Below are 14713 nucleotides of genomic sequence, written 5' to 3'. Positions count from 1 at the left end.
CGGCAGCCGGTCGTCAAGGGGGAAGAGGAAAGGAGATCCACCCATGTCGACACACGGACCCGCAAAGCAACCCACGACCGAGCTCGACGCCCGTTACAGCTCCGCGCTCCACCCCCGCCCGGGCGCGGCGGACGCCACGGCCACCGAGTGGGCCGAGGCCCAGCGGCAGTTGGCGACCGCCGAGATCTTCTGGGTGTCCACGGTGCGCCCGGACGGCCGGCTGCACGTCACGCCCGTGATCGCCGCCTGGCACGACGGGGTGCTGTACTTCTCCACCGGAGCCGGGGAGCAGAAGGCGAGGAACCTCGCCCATGACGGGCACTGCGCGCTGACCACGGGGCGGAACTCGCTCACCGAAGGGCTCGACCTCGTGGTCGAGGGCAGGGCGGAGCCGGTCGCCGATCCGGCGGTGCTCGACGAGGTGATCGCGGCGTACGAGGCGAAGTACGGGGCGCACATCACCTCCCCCGAGGGCACCTTCCACGGGATCGGGGACGCGTTCCGCAAGGGCGACGTGGTGGTGTTCGCGGTGGCACCGGACACGGCGTACGGCTTCGGTCGGGACGACGGCGTGTACACCCACACCCGGTGGGCGTTCTGAGCCGGGTCAGGGCCGCACACCGAGGTGGGCCGGCAACTCCAGTCGCAGGGTCACGTCGACGCCGCCGGTCGCCTGGCCCACGCGTAGGTCGCCGACCGCGGAGAGCAGCGCCAGCGCGTCGGCCGGGTCGAGACCGCGGGCCCGGCCCAGTGCCGTGATCATGGCGTCGACCGCGGCGCGGCGTGCCTCATCGAACGTGGGTCCGCTGGTCAGCACCGCCACCCGGTCCGCGGTCGTCACCCAGGGCCAGCGGAGTGCCGCGCCGCGCTCGAGGTCGACGCGCAGCGCCACCTCGGCGCGGACCTCCACCCCGGTCCCGGACAGCTCCCCGTCGCCCTGGACGGCATGCGCATCACCTACGTAGAGCAGGGCGTCAGGGACGAGGACCGGCAGGTGGACGGTGGCGCCGGCGCGCACGATGGAGTGGTCCATGTTGCCGCCGTGCCTGCCCGGCACGGAACTCGGCAGCGACTCACCCGGCAGGGCGACGCCGAGACACCCCACCATCGGGGCCAGCGGCAGGGTGATGCCGCCGGCGAACGTGACACCGTCTTCCGTGAGCTCGCAGATCCTGCCGTGGGAGCCGGTGATCACCCCGGCGGAGGCCGGATTCCTGCCCTCCCGGGCGCACAACCATCCTGGTGAGACGCAGGTGATCTCCTCGATGGTGACGACGAGGGCGTCCCCGGGGCGTGCGCCCCGCACGGCCAGCGGTCCGGTGAGCGGGTTGCCCTCCCCGGCCGGGAGCTCCGGCAGCTCGAACGGACCTGCCGGGTGGGCGAACATCCGCCCGGCCCGGGCGTCCCAGGTCTCCACCAGCACCCGCTCGCCCGGGTCGAGCGTGCAGCTCGGAGGGCGCGCGGCGCTGTACGCGTAGGCGGGCGACGACGGCCTGGAGATCCGTTCCCGCGTCATGCCGGCGGCCCGCTTTCGGCGGCGATGCGGCCACTCTCCGGGGGCCGACCCGCCGGGCCGCCTTCCGTTCCGGCACCCGCCGCTCTGCCGTCTGGAGCGCGCTTGACCGCCAGCGCGGCCAGGAGGCTGATCAGCGCCCCCGCCATGAGGAAGTACGCGGGCGCGCGCCGGTCGTGCGTCAGGTTGATGAGCAGCCCGGAGACATACAGCGCGGGCCCGCCGAGCGCGGCCGCCGCCAGGTTGTAGCCGATGGCGAACGTGGTGGCCCGGACCCTGGCCGGTACGGCCTCGGTGTAGGCGGCGGGAGCGACGGCCGTGTAGGCGGCCGGGCCGATCGCCATGACGGCGCACACCAGGATCACGACGGCAAGGTTGCCGGTGGCGCTGAGCAGCGCGAACAACGGGTAGGCGAAGACCACCAGCGCGGCGCACGCCGCCACCAGGATCGGGCGTCGCCCCACGCGGTCGGACCAGGGGCCGACGCAGGCCACGACGACCATCGCGACGATCAGCGCCAGCAGGGTGGCGAGCGTCGCCCGGTCGGTCGAGTGACCCAGCCTGATCAGGTAGGTCTGCACATAGCTGAACACCACGTAGTAGCCGACCTGCTGGATCGCGGCCAGCCCGAACACCACGAGCAGTGCCTCGCGATGGTGGGTGAACGTCTCACGCAGCGGCGCCCGCTCGACCGCGGCCTGCTGCTGGATCTGCTGGAACTCCGGTGTCTCGTCGAGGGTGAGCCGGACGACCAGGCCGATGACGCCCATGGGCAGTGCGGCGAGGAACGCCAGCCGCCACCCCCAGGCCGCCATGGCGCCGTCGCCCAGCAGGGAACCGAGCAGCAGCACCAACGTGGCGGCCAGGACCAGGCCGAGGATGCTACCGATCTGCACACGACTGGTCAGGGCGCCTCTGCGCGTCGTCGAGTGCTCGGCGACGTAGGTGACGGCCGTGCTGTACTCGCCTCCGGTCGCCAGCCCCTGGAGCAGCCGGCACAGGACGAGGAGGACGGGCGCGAGCACACCGGCGGTGTGCGCGGTCGGCAGCACGCCGATCGCTGCGGTGGAGCCGGCGATGAGGGCGAGCGTGAGAACCAGCGCGGCACGACGCCCCAAGCGGTCCCCCATCGCCCCGAACAGCACGGATCCGAGTGGACGGACGACGAAGGCGACGCCGAAGACGGCGAGCGTCGAGAGCAGTGCCGTGCCCGGTGTCTGTTCCGGGAAGAAGCGGCTGGCAAGGATGGTCGTGAGGTAGCCGTAGACGCCGTAGTCGAATGTCTCGATCGTGTTGCCCGCGGCGGCGGCGATCGTGGCCTTGCGGACCGTGGCCGGGGACTCGCGCGTGTCCTGGGCGTGTCCCGCGGTCATCGGCGCGCTCCTTCCTGGTGCCGTGGACCGCCGCGGTAGGAGCCGGTGCCGGGTTCGACGGGGGCTGCGGCCGAGCGTTCTTGAAGATAACCGCCGACGATGCGGCGCACAGTCCCGTTTTCGGTCGGCGTCCAGGGGGTGCGGGCGCGCAGGACGGCGGTGCGCGGGCCCGCTTTCACCGGCATCTGGCAGGCACCTTCGCACACGCGGGAGTGGCGGCCGCGGACCCCCTGTTAGCCTCCGCTTCACCCTTTTATGACCTGAGGAGGCCGAGTAAGATGCGATTAGCTGCTGAAAGTCGACTTTATGCGGTTGCTGTCGGTGTACTGGGCCTGGCGTTGGCCACCGGGGCGACATTTGCTCCGTCGGCGGTGGCGGCACCGCACGCCCGGGCCGCCGGGGCAGCCGTCTGTGCCTACGCGTCGGGAACCCCGAGTCCGGGGCAGGCCACCAACGCGCCGTGCGTGGAGCCGGCCGGTGAAGCCGGCAAGTGGAAGCTCCGGAAGGACACCTCCGTCGACTACGCCGCCGAGGTCGCCGACCTTGAGGCGCACGCCGGCGCGGGGGACACACCGCAGGCGCCGGCACCCAGCTGGAGCGGCATCCTCGGCACCGGGTCGCAGTACCGGCTGCCGTACACGAGCCCGTGCCGCAGCGCGTCGGCGTCACTGACCTCGCAGGGTTTCTGCTTCTCCGCAACCGATCAGAGCGCCTCGACCGGGCCCCTGACCTGGAACGGTGAAGGGGTCGAGCTACGCCCGCAGGGCCAGACCACGTCGGCGGACGCGGCGGGCCTCGACGGTGCCGACGACATGTACTGGGGCCGGCAGATCGTCGCGACCGGATGGTCGGCCTACAAGGGTGCCAACGGTTCCGGCGGAAGCGGCGACCCGGCCTACAACCAGATCAGCGCCCTCACATTCGCCGAGTGGCAGGGCACCCGTTCGGACTCCGAGGACCCCCGCTACCGCAAGGTCGTCCTCACGGAGAACACCGCGACCGGCGGCGCGTCCCAGCTGACGGATCCGGTGCTGCACCTCGGCGGTATCGCCTGGTACGGGCACTACCTCTACGCCACCGACGTGCACACCGGGAGTTCGCTGCACGGCGTGACCGTCTTCGACCTGGACCACATCGTCTACATCGGGGCCAACTCCCGCCTGGTGGCGGCGGCGCACGGCGCCCACTACGTGATGCCGGTGGTGGCCCGGTGGATCTCCACCGGCACGGGCAGCTACTACGTGCCCGGTGGGTCCATGTCGCTCGACCGAGGCCCCACCGGACCGAGCCTGCTCATCGGCGCCGGAAGCGCCAGACCGGCCACCGAGGTCATGCGGTTCGCGCTGCACACCGCCGACAGCGCCGCCGGCCCGACCCTGGTCACGGACTCCGGCGGCACCGCCAGCGCCGTGGCCGCCTACCAGTTGAACAACCCGGTGAACGATCAAGGAACACCCGAGGTGCCGTCGGGCGTCGTCTCGAACAACGGCGTGTTCTACTACCACATCGAGAACGCGCACGGAACGTCGAGCCGCCTGGACGCCTGGAACTCCACCACCGGGGCGCACTGCTCCGTGACGAAGTGGCCGAAGGCCTCGGAGGGCCTGTCGTTCTGGCATGCGGCCGACGGTGACCACCTGTTCGGCGCCACCGCGAACGCCGGCACCCGCACGGCGTACGACGCACAGCTGACGACCGTCTTCCCGGGCGGGTGCTGACCGGTACGTGCACGGTCCGCCGAAGCGGTGGGCGGTCGGGCCGCCCACCGCCACGGCCGGGTCCGGCTACCGCTCCTCGATCCTCATGAACGTCACCGAGTTCGCCGGGAAGGTGTACGTGAACCGGTCGGCGACCCCGGTGAACGTGGACCTCTTCGGTGCGACGAGGGTGTCCGTCTCGGTCTTCACCGCGTCGGGACCGGCCGCAAGCTTGGTCACGCCCGCCCGCGGCGCCACGTCACCGCCGCCGAGGTCGATCGCGGTGCGGGCGGCGGTGGACTGGTCGTTGACGGCCTTGAGGATCAGTTCGCCGGTCCGGTCGTCCCGGGTGACGACCTGGCGGAAGGGCTCGACCGGCTTGTCGTCGGTGAAGCCGCTCCACTCCTCGCCGTCGAGGAAGAGGCTGACCTGACGGCCCCGTACCTTGATGTCGACGTCGCCAGGCCGTAGGACTGAGAGCACGGGCATGGGCGCGTCAACACGCGGGACGCCGTCCGGACCGACCGACCAACAACCAGCCGACCGACCGGCCCGCACCCCACCCACGTGCCTCGAACGACGCCACCGGGCCGTCGCATAGATAATGGTCCCGCCCTGTCCGCGCACCCCGGGGAAGGTCGATGAGCGAGAAGCGTTGGGCCACCTTCGACTGCTTCGGCACCCTCGTGGACTGGCGTCACGGCATCGCCACCGGCATCGAGCTGGTGGTGCCCGGCAGGGGCCGGGAGCTGCTGGACGTCTACAACCGCCACGAGCCGGAGGTGCAGCGCACGCACCCCTCCCTGCGCTACGGCGACGTCCTGGCCGAGGCGTTCAGGCGCACCGTTGCCGAGGCGAAGGTCGAGCTGGTGGAGGACGACCTGCGCGTGCTGACGGCCGGAATCCCGTTCTGGCCCGTCTTCCCGGAGACCCGGCAGGCGCTGCGCGAGCTGCGGGCGGCCGGCTGGAACCTGGCCCTGCTCACCAACTGCGACCGCGTCATCATCGGAGAGACCCAGCGCCGCCTCCAGGTGCGGTTCGACGCGATCGTCACCGCCGAGGACTGCGGCGCCTACAAGCCGGCCCACCACCACTTCACGTTCTTCGAGCAGTCCCTCGGCGTCACCCGTGACCGCTGGGTCCACGTGGCGCAGAGCTACTTCCACGACATGGTGCCGGCCGGCGAACTCGGTGTCACCCGGGTGTGGATCAACCGTCTGGACGCGCGGGACGACCCCTCGATCGCCCACGCCGTCCGCCCCGACCTGAGGGACCTGGCGGCCACCGTCGACGAGGTCCACCAGAGGTTCAACGGCTGACCCGCACGGGGAGCGTGGCGGGCCCCGGGCCACCCTGACGGTGTCGCCACCAGCGGGGTGGCCCCGGGCCGCTCGCCGGACCCGGGGTGTCCGGTGTCCGCGCGCTTCGGCGCCCGCCTCAGCCGGTGGCACTCCACAGCACGGCGGTCGGGGCCTGCTGGGTGAGGGTCTGGCTGCCGTTCCACGTCACGAACGAAGTACCGGGGAGGTAGTCCTCGCCGAGGAAGAACGCCCGGCTGACCTGGCTGACCGTCAGCGTGGCACCGGTCTCCGTGATGGGCGTGCGCAGCGCCACGATCTCGGCGACGTCCGAGGCCTGGGTGCCTGCGGGCAACTCGACGGTGGTCGCGGCCGTGCCGTCCCGGTTCACCGAGGACGTGGCGACGTCGTGGTGGGAGGTGTACAGGGTGTCGTCGTTCTTGAGCCGCACGCCGATGCCCAGCCCGACCGCCGCGGTGTCGGCGGTCGGCGTGGCCGTGTGGGTCACCGCGATGTACAGGTAGGTGCGCTGGTCCCCGACCGCCGCGGTCTGCGGATCGGACGGTGACTCGATCTGCCCCTCGCGCAGCATCTCCTGCGCCATGACCTGGTACGTCCAGGGGTTCACGTCCATCTGGTGCTCGCGGGCCGCCCCGGCGGGCAGCTCCTCGAGCGGGGACAGCGAGAAGCGCATGGGGTCGTCGACCTTGTCGCACATGTTGTTGTTCGACGTGCAGGTCTCCAGCAGGGGACGGTCGCCTTCGAGGGTGCCTGCGAAGACGAGCGTCTGGTGGTTGGGCGCCTGGTAGACATCGGTGCCGGGCACCGTGTTGCCGTCCGCGTCGACTTCGACCCGGTAGGCCCACTCGATGTCCGTGGTGCGGCCCCACCGCGCCATCAGCGCGGGGGAGTCGGTGCCGCCGTCCTCGTTGCTCCAGACGATCGTGTACTGGAGCACCTTGTGCCCGGGCGTCGCTGCCGGAAGCACCTCGTGGTAGGAGATCAACGGGGTGTCGGTGGTGGCGCTCTGGAACCGGTCGCCCAGCTCGGCGATGTTCCTCCCGTACAGCACGGGGGAGTGCCTCAGCACCAGACCCTCCTCGCTGTCCTCACCGTGCACCTGCACGGAGACGTCGCCCAGCCGGGCACTGCTCACCCCGCTCGGCGACCGGTCGGACGCGAACTCCAGCTGAAGGGTGTGCTTCCCCGCGGCGAGGTGCCCGACGGTGAAGCTCCGCGTGGTCTCCTGGTCGGACGGGATCACGATGTCCGTGACGTAGCGGTGGTCGACGTGCACCGACACCACACCGGACTCGCTGCCTTCGGTCTGCCAGGAGGCGCCGGCCGCCCGCGAGGTCAGGGTGAGCACGGCCTCGCCCGTGCTCCGCACCGAGAAGGGCAGGGCCTTGGCGTGCTGCCCGCGCTTGACCGTGACGTCGGACGCGACGTGGGAACCGGTCTGCCGGCCCTGCTCCGGGCTGGCCGCCGCGCTCGACGAGGCGACGGCCAGGGCCGAGGCGCCGAGGACCGCTGCGAGCATCCCCCTGCTGAGCCTGGTCCCGAACGTGGACCTGGCCCCGGACGTGGACGAAGTCCGCCGTGGTGATCTGTCGTTGTCGTTCATGTGCGCCCTTCCGCTTGATCCGCCACGCCTCTATACCGTGTTGCGGCGTGGGCCGCCAGAGAGGATGCGGCAGCCGGCGGACGCCTGTCGGACCCGGATGCGAACGCGGGTTGAATGCTGGAGATCGGCCGGGCGGACGGCGCCGTTCCCTCACGGCGTGGTGCGGGAGCGCCGGCGTACGTCTGTGAACGGGATATGAAGAGCCCGTACGTCGCAGGGCCAGCAGCTGCGCTCAGGGGCGGGCTCGGCGTCGCCCTCATGGGCGCGGCCGCAGCCGCCTGCACCGGATGGTCCCTGCTGCTGTCGGCCGGCGTCAGCTCCGGTTCGGGCGGCAGGTGGCGCAGTCCGGATCGGTCGGCCGCCCGTAGACCACCGCGGCGCCCGTCTCGGCCTCCAGCCGTTCTGCGAGTCGTCGACCCAGCAGCGTGTGCTCGGCCCACTGCGCGGCGGTCGCCGAACGGCCGCCGCCCCACTGGCTGTGCGCATCCTGCCAGGTGGACCAGGCCCGCAACGCGTCCGTCAGCTCGGCCGAGACACCGAGGTGCTCCGGGCCCACCATGGCGTCCACCTGCCGCTCCTCGTGCCACGCCCAGACGGGGAACGCCCCGTAGTCGAACTGCACGTCCAGCCGCCGCACCCCGACCGGGCGCCCGTGCGGGCAGAATCGCGCGTGCCGCCGGAAATCGTCGTCCATCCGCACAGGGTAGGTGCGTCGCGAACCGGGTGGTCCCTGACCGTCCCGGGTGGCCGGCACCCGGGCGAACACCCGGGGTTCCGCCGGAGGACCGGCCTCGGTTCCGCTCACGCCGGCGGACTCCGAGACGCGCGAGCGGCTGGAGCTGCTGCGGGTCCCGGGCATCGAGGACTGCCCTTCGGGAACGCCCGACTGGTCCGCACGGTGGAGCCCGGCCGGCGCCGCTCAGGTCAGCGCGCCGCCGTCGACGCGCAGCACCGTGCCGGTCACGAAGGAGGAGCGGTCGCTGAGGAACCAGGCCGCGGCCTGGGCGATTTCCTCCGGGTCGGCCATGCGGCGCAACGGGTTGCCCGCCGAGAGCCGCTCGGTGAGACCGGGTGACTCCGCCTCCCAGGCACGGATCATCGCGGTCAGCGTGGCGCCGGGCGCGATGGCGTTGACGCGGATGCCCTCCGGGCCGTACGTGACGGCGGCCGATTCGGTGAGGCTGTTGACCGCCCGCTTCATCGCGGCGTAGGCGGGCAGCTCGGGGTTGCCCCGCAGGCTGCCGACCGACGAGTTGTTGACGATGGCGCCCGTCCCGGCGGTGGCTCGGATGGCGGCCACCTCGGCGACCATGGCCAGCCAGACGCCCTTGAGGTTGACGCTGTAGACGCGGTCGAAGTCGGGCTCCGGCATCCCGTCCAGCGGGCCGGGGTGCTGGATCGTCGCGCCGTTGTTGAAGGCGACGTCGAGGCGGCCGTACAGGTCCACGGCGTGGTCGACGGCGGCCCGCACGCCGGCCGCGTCCGCCAGGTCGCAGGTCACGTACTCCGCGGTGCCACCCGCCGCCCTGACCTCCTCGGTCACCGCCTTCAGCTCGGCCTCCGTCCGGGCGGCGAGGAGGACACGGGCGCCCTCGCGGGCGAACAGCCGGGCCGCGGCGGCGCCGATGCCGCGCCCGGCACCGGTGATGAACGCGACCTTGCCGGCCAGCAGGCCCAGGGCGGCCGGGGCGGCGGGTGCGGTGGAGGCGGGTGTGTTGTCCATGGCAGCGAGCCTGGAACGACCCGCGGAACCCATCCAGGCACCGGCAGTACCTGGCTGGGCCGGCCGGCGTGCGGCCACACTGGAGGCATGGACCGACGAGAGCTGGCGGCGTTCCTGCGGAGCAGGCGCGAGCGGATCACCCCGGCCGACGTGGGGCTGCCCGCCGGCCCGCGCCGCCGAACCCCGGGGCTGCGCCGCGAGGAGGTGGCGCAGCTCGCGTACATCTCGACCGAGTACTACACACGTCTCGAGCAGGCCCGCGCGCCGCGCCCGTCTCGGGAGGTGCTGGCCGGGCTGGCCCGGGCGCTGCGCCTGCCGGATGCCGAGCGCGACCATCTCCACCACCTCGCCGGTGCGCCGCCGCTGCCGCCGGCCGGCCCCTCGCGTGAGGTGCGCCAGAGCATCCTCGACCTGCTGCACCGGTTGCCGCAGGCGGCGGCGACCGTGATGTCCGCGACCCTCGAGGTGCTGGCGTGGAACGATCTGGCGGCGGCCCTGATGGAGGACTTCTCCGCGCTGCCGCGGCGCGACCGCAACCTCGTGCGCCGGGTCTTCCTCGGACCGCACTCGCACGGCCAGCGGCTGTACGGCGTCTCGGACGGGGACGCGTTCGCCCGCAACGCGACACGGCGCCTGCGTGCCGCAGCCGCGCGCTATCCCGACGATCCGGAGGTCGCCGAGCTGGTGGGCGATCTTCTCGCCGGCAGCGAGGAGTTCACCCGTCTGTGGGAGTCCCGCGAGGTGACCCCCTGGTCCACGCTGTGCAAGACCTTCCAGCACCGGCTGGTGGGCCCGGTCACCGTCAACTGCGACGTCCTCGACGTCACCGACCGCGACCAGCAGGTCGTGATCTACACCGCGACCCCGGGCTCGCCGTCCGCGGAGGCGCTCCAGCTGCTGTCGGTCATCGGCACCCAGCGCATGGACGTCATCGGCTGAGCCACCCCGGCCACCCGTCATTCCTGCTGGCCTCCGGCCCGGTACCGCGCCCGTGTCGGCCCTCGGACAAGGCCGCGCAGCGCCTCGTCGTCCGTGCTGCCGGGCGCCGCCGCGGCCCATCGGTCCGGTCCACCGTCGGTGACTTCCGCACCGCAGTGCTGCACCGCGCGGGACCGGCCGGCGTCGAGCGACTCCGTCGGGCTCTCCCTCAGCGCCTCGCCAGCGGTACGGCCGGGCGCTCGGGCCGCGCTGCTCCCGGTCTCCCGCGGCCCTGCCGGAACGCGACGTTCGTGACGTCCGCACGCTCTGGCACGCCGGGCTCGACGCCGACCCGGTGCAGCGGTGGCCGGCTGCGCGACGGCATCCGGCACGCCGTCTGACGGCCGTCGGGCGGCCCCCGCCGGCCGGGCTACCGGGCCCCTTCCCCGGCGAGTCCCGCCCCGTCGTCCTCCAGCGCCGCCGAGGACAGCGGGACCGGTGTGAACATCGCGGGTTCCTCGTCGGGGGTGAGCGCGGTCGGGCCGTACACCCAGTCGGTGAAGCCGTAGTCGTAGGTGTCGCGGGCGCGCATGATCGTGTTGCGCTGGCGGCGCGGCAGGTCGTCGAGATGCCACAACCTGCCCCAGGCGCGCGCCGTCGTCTGCACCCGGTGGCAGTGCTCGACGCGCACCGCCTGGTAGGCGGCGAGCGCCGCCGACCAGTTGGGCGATGCGCCGACCTGCTGCCGGGACAGGTGCTGGGCGAGCACCCAGCCGTCCTCGATCGCCATGATCGCGCCCTGCGCCATGTACTGGAGCGGCGGATGGGCGGCGTCGCCGAGCAGCGCGACCCGGCCGTGCACCCAGGTGTCGATCGGGTCGCGGTCGAGCATCTGCCACCAGCGGTCCCGCCACATCAGCGGGATGCCCTTGCGTACCGGGTCGCAGGTGACAGCGAACGCCGCGTCGAGCTCGTCCGGGCCACCCCACCGCTCGATGCCCGAATCGGCCGTCGGCGACTCGAACACGGCGACCTGGTTGAGCATCTCGCCGCCGCGCAACGGGTACTGCACGAAGTGGCAGCGCGGGCCGATGTACACGACGACGTCCTTCTCCGCGATGCCGTTGTCCCGCACCTCCTCGATGGGAACGGCCGCCCGGTAGGCGACATAGCGGGAGCTGACCACGTCGTCGCCGACCAGCGTGGCCCGCGCCGTGGAGTGCAGCCCGTCGGCGGCGACGACGAGCGGGGCCTCCTGGGTGCGGCCGTCCGCCAGGGTGACCCGGGCGCCGGCGCCGGTGTTCTCGTAGCCGACGACCTTCTGGTCGGTCAGCAGGTCGACGCCGGCCCGGCGGCAGGCGCGCAGGAAGAGGGCGTGCAGGTCGCTGCGGTGGATGACCATGTACGGGTAGCCGTAGCGGCGTTCCAGGTCGGCCAGGTCGAGCCGGGTGAGTTCGCGGGCGTCGAGCGCGTCCCGCATCACGATGTTCTCCGGGAGCACCCCGAGGCCCTTGGCCTCGTCGAGCAGACCGTAGTCGTCCAGGATCCGGGTGCAGTTGGGGGCGAGCTGGATGCCCGCGCCGACCTCGCCGAACTCCTTGGCCCTTTCGAGCACGCGCACGGAAAGGCCCGCACGGGTCAGGGCGAACGCGGTGCTGAGGCCGCCGATGCCGCCGCCGACGACGAGGACGTCGGGCCGGTCGCTGGTGGGGGATGTCGCTGCGGTCATGGTCGCTTCCTTGAGTCCCGGTGGGGTGGTGGCCCGCTCACAGCCAGGGGCCGAGGGCCGGTGCGGGTGCGCCGCCCACGTCACCGACCCGCCCGGTGAGGTAGGCCGTGATGTCGGGGAGGCTGCCGGTGACGTCGACGGGCTCGCCCTCGCCGGGCAGTTCCCAGCGGGCGTCCGGCGCCGTGAGGAGCAACGCGGGGCCGGGCGCCTTGCCGCGCTTGCCCACCACGTCGTCGCAGAGCGCGGTGAGGAAGTCGTCCGGCAGGTCGGCGAAGGACAGGCCGGTGCCCAGGTCGATCGCGTGCACGCAGACCTCGCGCGAGCGCATCCACGGCAGTTCGGTCGCCGGCACGGTGCGGCCCTGCGCGGTCAGCACCGGCGTCTGCCACTGCGCGGCGTCGAGCGCGTCCATGCCGGCGGCGAGCCGGTCGGCGGAGCGGCGCAGCCAGGCGGTGAGCTCGGCCGCGGGCAGCCGGGCTCCCGTCTCGATCCCGGCGGACCGCTCCTCGGGCGAGGAGTACATCGGGGTCGGCTCGCCCGTCGCTGCCCAGTGGACGAGGTTGCCCAGCGCATCGGCGTTGGCCGCCACGTGGGCCACCAGCTGCTTGCGGTTCCACTCGGGCAGCGCGCTGGGCGCACCGAGCCCCGCCTCGTCCAGGCCGGCCGCCTTCACGAACAGCGCGGTGCCCAGGTCGGCCCAGTGGCGGGCGTCGTCGAAGCTCCGTGGCATCAGGCGGACGCCTCCTTGACCACGCGGTTCTCCAGCCGGCCGATGCCCTCGATCTCGGTGACGACGGTCTCTCCGCCGACGAGGAAGCGCTGCGGGGTGCGTGCCTGGCCGACCCCGCCGGGCGTGCCGGTGGCGATGAGGTCGCCCGGGTTGAGCCGGATCACGGTGGAGACGTACTCCACGAGGGCCACCGGGTCGAAGAGCAGGTCCCCGGTGGAGTCGGACTGCATGACCTCGCCGTCGACCAGCAGTATCACGTCGAGCGACGGACGGACACCGCCCGGCAGCTCGTCCGGGGTGACCAGGTAGGGGCCGACGGGCGTGCTGGAGTCCCACATCTTGCCCTGGAGCCACTCACGGGTGCGGAACTGCCAGTCCCGGCAGGTGATGTCGTTCAGGACGGTGAACCCGGCGATCGCCGCCTCCGCCTCGGCCCCCCGCACCCGGCGCGCCGCCTTGCCGACGACCACCGCCAGCTCGACCTCCCAGTCGAACTTCTCGGTCTCCGCCGGCTTGACGATCGGGTCGCCGGCGCCGATCAGGCAGTCCGCGAACTTGGCGAAGAGCGTGGGGTGCTCGGGCAGGTCGCGGCCCATCTCCTGGATGTGGTTGCGGTAGTTGAGGCCGACGCACACCACCTTCGAGGGGGTGGGGACCACGGGCGCGAACGCGGCGCCGGCGACGGGGTACGCCGTCCCGGTGGCCGACGCGGCCCGCTCCGCCCAGCCGTCCTGCGCGAGCAGCGTGCCCACGTCCGGGACACCGAGGTCGACCAGGACGTCGCCGTCCAGCCGGACGGCACGGGTGGCGCCGTCGGCGCCGTCGGGGCCTGCGAGGCGCAGCGTCGCGAGCTTCATCGGGTGGTTCCTTCCACATGGGTGCGGCCCAGCGAGAGGGCCTCGAAGACGGGGGAGTCGCTGAACCGGAACAGGTCCAGGGCGCCGGAGTCGGAGTCGCTCGCCCCGGCCTCGGAGCGCACCGAGAGCGGCTCCCAGGACGGCACCACGAACAGGTCACCCCGCGTGACCGACCAGGTACGCTCGCCGACGGTGACCGTGCCGGAGCCGTCGAAGACCTGGTAGACCGACGAGCCGGTCTCCCGCACCGGCGCCGTCTCGGCACCCCGCGCCAGGCGGTGCATCTCGGCGCGGATCGTGGGCAGCACATCGGCGCCGGTGGCCGGGTCGGTGAAGCGGACGGCGGCGTGGCCGGGCTCGACGGTGCCGCCGTGGCCCTCGGCCTCGATGGCGAGCTGGTCGGCCAGCGCACGGTCGGTGTGCTCCCAGCGGTAGGCCAGCAGGGGCGAGCCGGGGGCCGTCGTGGTACCCGCCGAGACGGGTCGCAGGCCGGGGTGGCCCCACAGCCGCTCGGCGCGCGAGCGGTCGGGGGTGGTCCGCTCGGCGTCGCTGACCTCGTCACGGCCGAACTCGAAGAACTGGGCCTCGGTGACGTACTGGAACGGGATGTCGAGCCCGTCGATCCACGCCATCGGCTCCGCGGTGGCGTTGTGGTGGGCGTGCCAGTTCCAGCCGGCCTGCGGCAGGAAGTCACCGCGCCGCATCGCCACCGGGTCACCGCCGACGACCGTCCACACACCCTCGCCCTCCACGACGAAACGGAAGGCGTGCTGGGTGTGCCGGTGCTCGGGGGCGTCCTCGCCGGGCATCAGGTACTGGATGGCGGCCCACAGCGTCGGCGTCGCGAAGGGCCGGCCGCCGAGCGACGGGTTGGCCAGCGCGATGGCGCGGCGCTCGCCGCCGCGCCCCACCGGGACCAGGTGTCCGGCCCGGTCGGCGAGCTGTCGCAGCTGGTCCCAGTGCCACAAGTGGGGGACGGCACGGGAGCGCGGGTGGGCGGGCATCAGGTCGCCGATCTCGGTCCACAGCGGGACGAGCAGCTCCTTCTCGAATCCCCGGTACAGATCTTCGAGCGCCGGGGTGACCTCGGGCTGACCCGGCGCCGAGACCGCGTCGAGGTGGACCGGTGAATCCGCGACCACGTCGGTAGGAGAGATCTGAGTCATGGCGCCAGCCTGCGCTCCGTTCACCAGGAAGACATATAGATTCTGGACAGCAGAACCAGCCAGCAGAAGCAGCACCAGAGAGCAG

At 72.6% G+C, this 14713-nt stretch carries 13 protein-coding genes and 1 pseudogene; 4 read left to right on the top strand and 10 right to left on the bottom strand.

What is annotated here, in order from left to right:
* The first annotated feature begins 43 nt into the window (after positions 1-43).
* Positions 44-601 carry a pyridoxamine 5'-phosphate oxidase family protein gene (locus tag NQO67_RS15565; protein WP_255950564.1) on the top strand — a complete coding sequence of 186 codons (558 nt, stop codon included), beginning with the start codon at positions 44-46 and terminating at the stop codon, positions 599-601.
* Between the two features lie 6 nt (positions 602-607).
* On the opposite strand, the gene NQO67_RS15560 is transcribed toward NQO67_RS15565, so the two are convergent.
* Entirely contained in the window at positions 608-1516 is a 909-nt protein-coding gene (locus NQO67_RS15560; protein ID WP_255950563.1) for an acetamidase/formamidase family protein, read from the bottom strand.
* Complete coding sequence (locus tag NQO67_RS15555; RefSeq protein WP_255950562.1) at positions 1513-2886, bottom strand: MFS transporter; 1374 nt, start codon at positions 2884-2886, stop codon at positions 1513-1515. The genes NQO67_RS15560 and NQO67_RS15555 overlap by 4 nt, the downstream gene beginning before the upstream one ends.
* Positions 2887-3350: 464 nt before the next feature.
* Between NQO67_RS15555 and NQO67_RS15550 the strand changes: the two genes are divergently transcribed.
* Positions 3351-4604, top strand: coding sequence for a hypothetical protein (locus tag NQO67_RS15550; RefSeq protein ID WP_255950561.1), 1254 nt, complete (start codon positions 3351-3353; stop codon positions 4602-4604).
* Positions 4605-4670: 66 nt separating this feature from the next.
* Here the strand turns inward: NQO67_RS15550 and NQO67_RS15545 are convergent.
* Positions 4671-5051: pseudogene (locus NQO67_RS15545) on the bottom strand (alpha-L-arabinofuranosidase C-terminal domain-containing protein); the annotation flags it as partial.
* Positions 5052-5224: 173 nt separating this feature from the next.
* Between NQO67_RS15545 and NQO67_RS15540 the strand changes: the two are divergent.
* On the top strand, positions 5225-5902 hold the full coding sequence (locus NQO67_RS15540) for an HAD family hydrolase (protein ID WP_255950560.1): 678 nt from the start codon (positions 5225-5227) through the stop codon (positions 5900-5902).
* Between the two features lie 118 nt (positions 5903-6020).
* Here the strand turns inward: NQO67_RS15540 and NQO67_RS15535 are convergent, their stop codons facing one another.
* From NQO67_RS15535 to NQO67_RS15525, 3 genes are all read right to left on the bottom strand, one after another.
* Positions 6021-7505, bottom strand: a complete 1485-nt coding sequence (locus NQO67_RS15535) for a hypothetical protein (RefSeq protein ID WP_255950559.1) — start codon at positions 7503-7505, stop codon at positions 6021-6023.
* 313 nt (positions 7506-7818) lie between these two features.
* The gene (locus NQO67_RS15530; protein WP_255950558.1) at positions 7819-8199 is read right to left on the bottom strand and encodes an immunity protein CdiI family protein; all 381 of its coding nucleotides are present in this window, start codon (positions 8197-8199) and stop codon (positions 7819-7821) included.
* A gap of 225 nt (positions 8200-8424) precedes the next feature.
* Positions 8425-9228 carry an SDR family NAD(P)-dependent oxidoreductase gene (locus tag NQO67_RS15525; protein WP_255950557.1) on the bottom strand — a complete coding sequence of 268 codons (804 nt, stop codon included), beginning with the start codon at positions 9226-9228 and terminating at the stop codon, positions 8425-8427.
* Between the two features lie 87 nt (positions 9229-9315).
* Here NQO67_RS15525 and NQO67_RS15520 point away from each other — a divergent pair, with 87 nt between their 5' ends.
* Positions 9316-10167 carry a helix-turn-helix transcriptional regulator gene (locus NQO67_RS15520; RefSeq protein WP_255950556.1) on the top strand — a complete coding sequence of 284 codons (852 nt, stop codon included), beginning with the start codon at positions 9316-9318 and terminating at the stop codon, positions 10165-10167.
* Positions 10168-10576: 409 nt separating this feature from the next.
* Here NQO67_RS15520 and NQO67_RS15515 read toward each other — a convergent pair whose 3' ends face one another.
* Genes NQO67_RS15515 through NQO67_RS15500 form a run of 4 tightly spaced genes read right to left on the bottom strand, consistent with a single transcriptional unit; the run spans position 10577 to position 14628 of the window.
* On the bottom strand, positions 10577-11875 hold the full coding sequence (locus NQO67_RS15515; protein ID WP_255950555.1) for an FAD-dependent oxidoreductase: 1299 nt from the start codon (positions 11873-11875) through the stop codon (positions 10577-10579).
* Between the two features lie 37 nt (positions 11876-11912).
* Positions 11913-12605 (bottom strand): maleylpyruvate isomerase family mycothiol-dependent enzyme, encoded by a 693-nt coding sequence (locus NQO67_RS15510; RefSeq protein WP_255950554.1) that lies wholly within the window; start codon positions 12603-12605, stop codon positions 11913-11915.
* On the bottom strand, positions 12605-13462 hold the full coding sequence (locus NQO67_RS15505) for a fumarylacetoacetate hydrolase family protein (protein ID WP_255950553.1): 858 nt from the start codon (positions 13460-13462) through the stop codon (positions 12605-12607). The genes NQO67_RS15510 and NQO67_RS15505 overlap by 1 nt, the downstream gene beginning before the upstream one ends.
* Positions 13459-14628 (bottom strand): cupin domain-containing protein, encoded by a 1170-nt coding sequence (locus tag NQO67_RS15500; RefSeq protein WP_255950552.1) that lies wholly within the window; start codon positions 14626-14628, stop codon positions 13459-13461. The genes NQO67_RS15505 and NQO67_RS15500 overlap by 4 nt, the downstream gene beginning before the upstream one ends.
* Positions 14629-14713 lie beyond the last annotated feature (85 nt).

It is taken from the genome of Streptomyces odontomachi (genome assembly GCF_024435355.1).
Taxonomy (GTDB): domain Bacteria; phylum Actinomycetota; class Actinomycetes; order Streptomycetales; family Streptomycetaceae; genus Streptomyces; species Streptomyces odontomachi.
The sequence above is the reverse complement of the archived record's forward strand: the minus strand, read 5'-3'. Positions and strand labels throughout refer to the sequence as shown.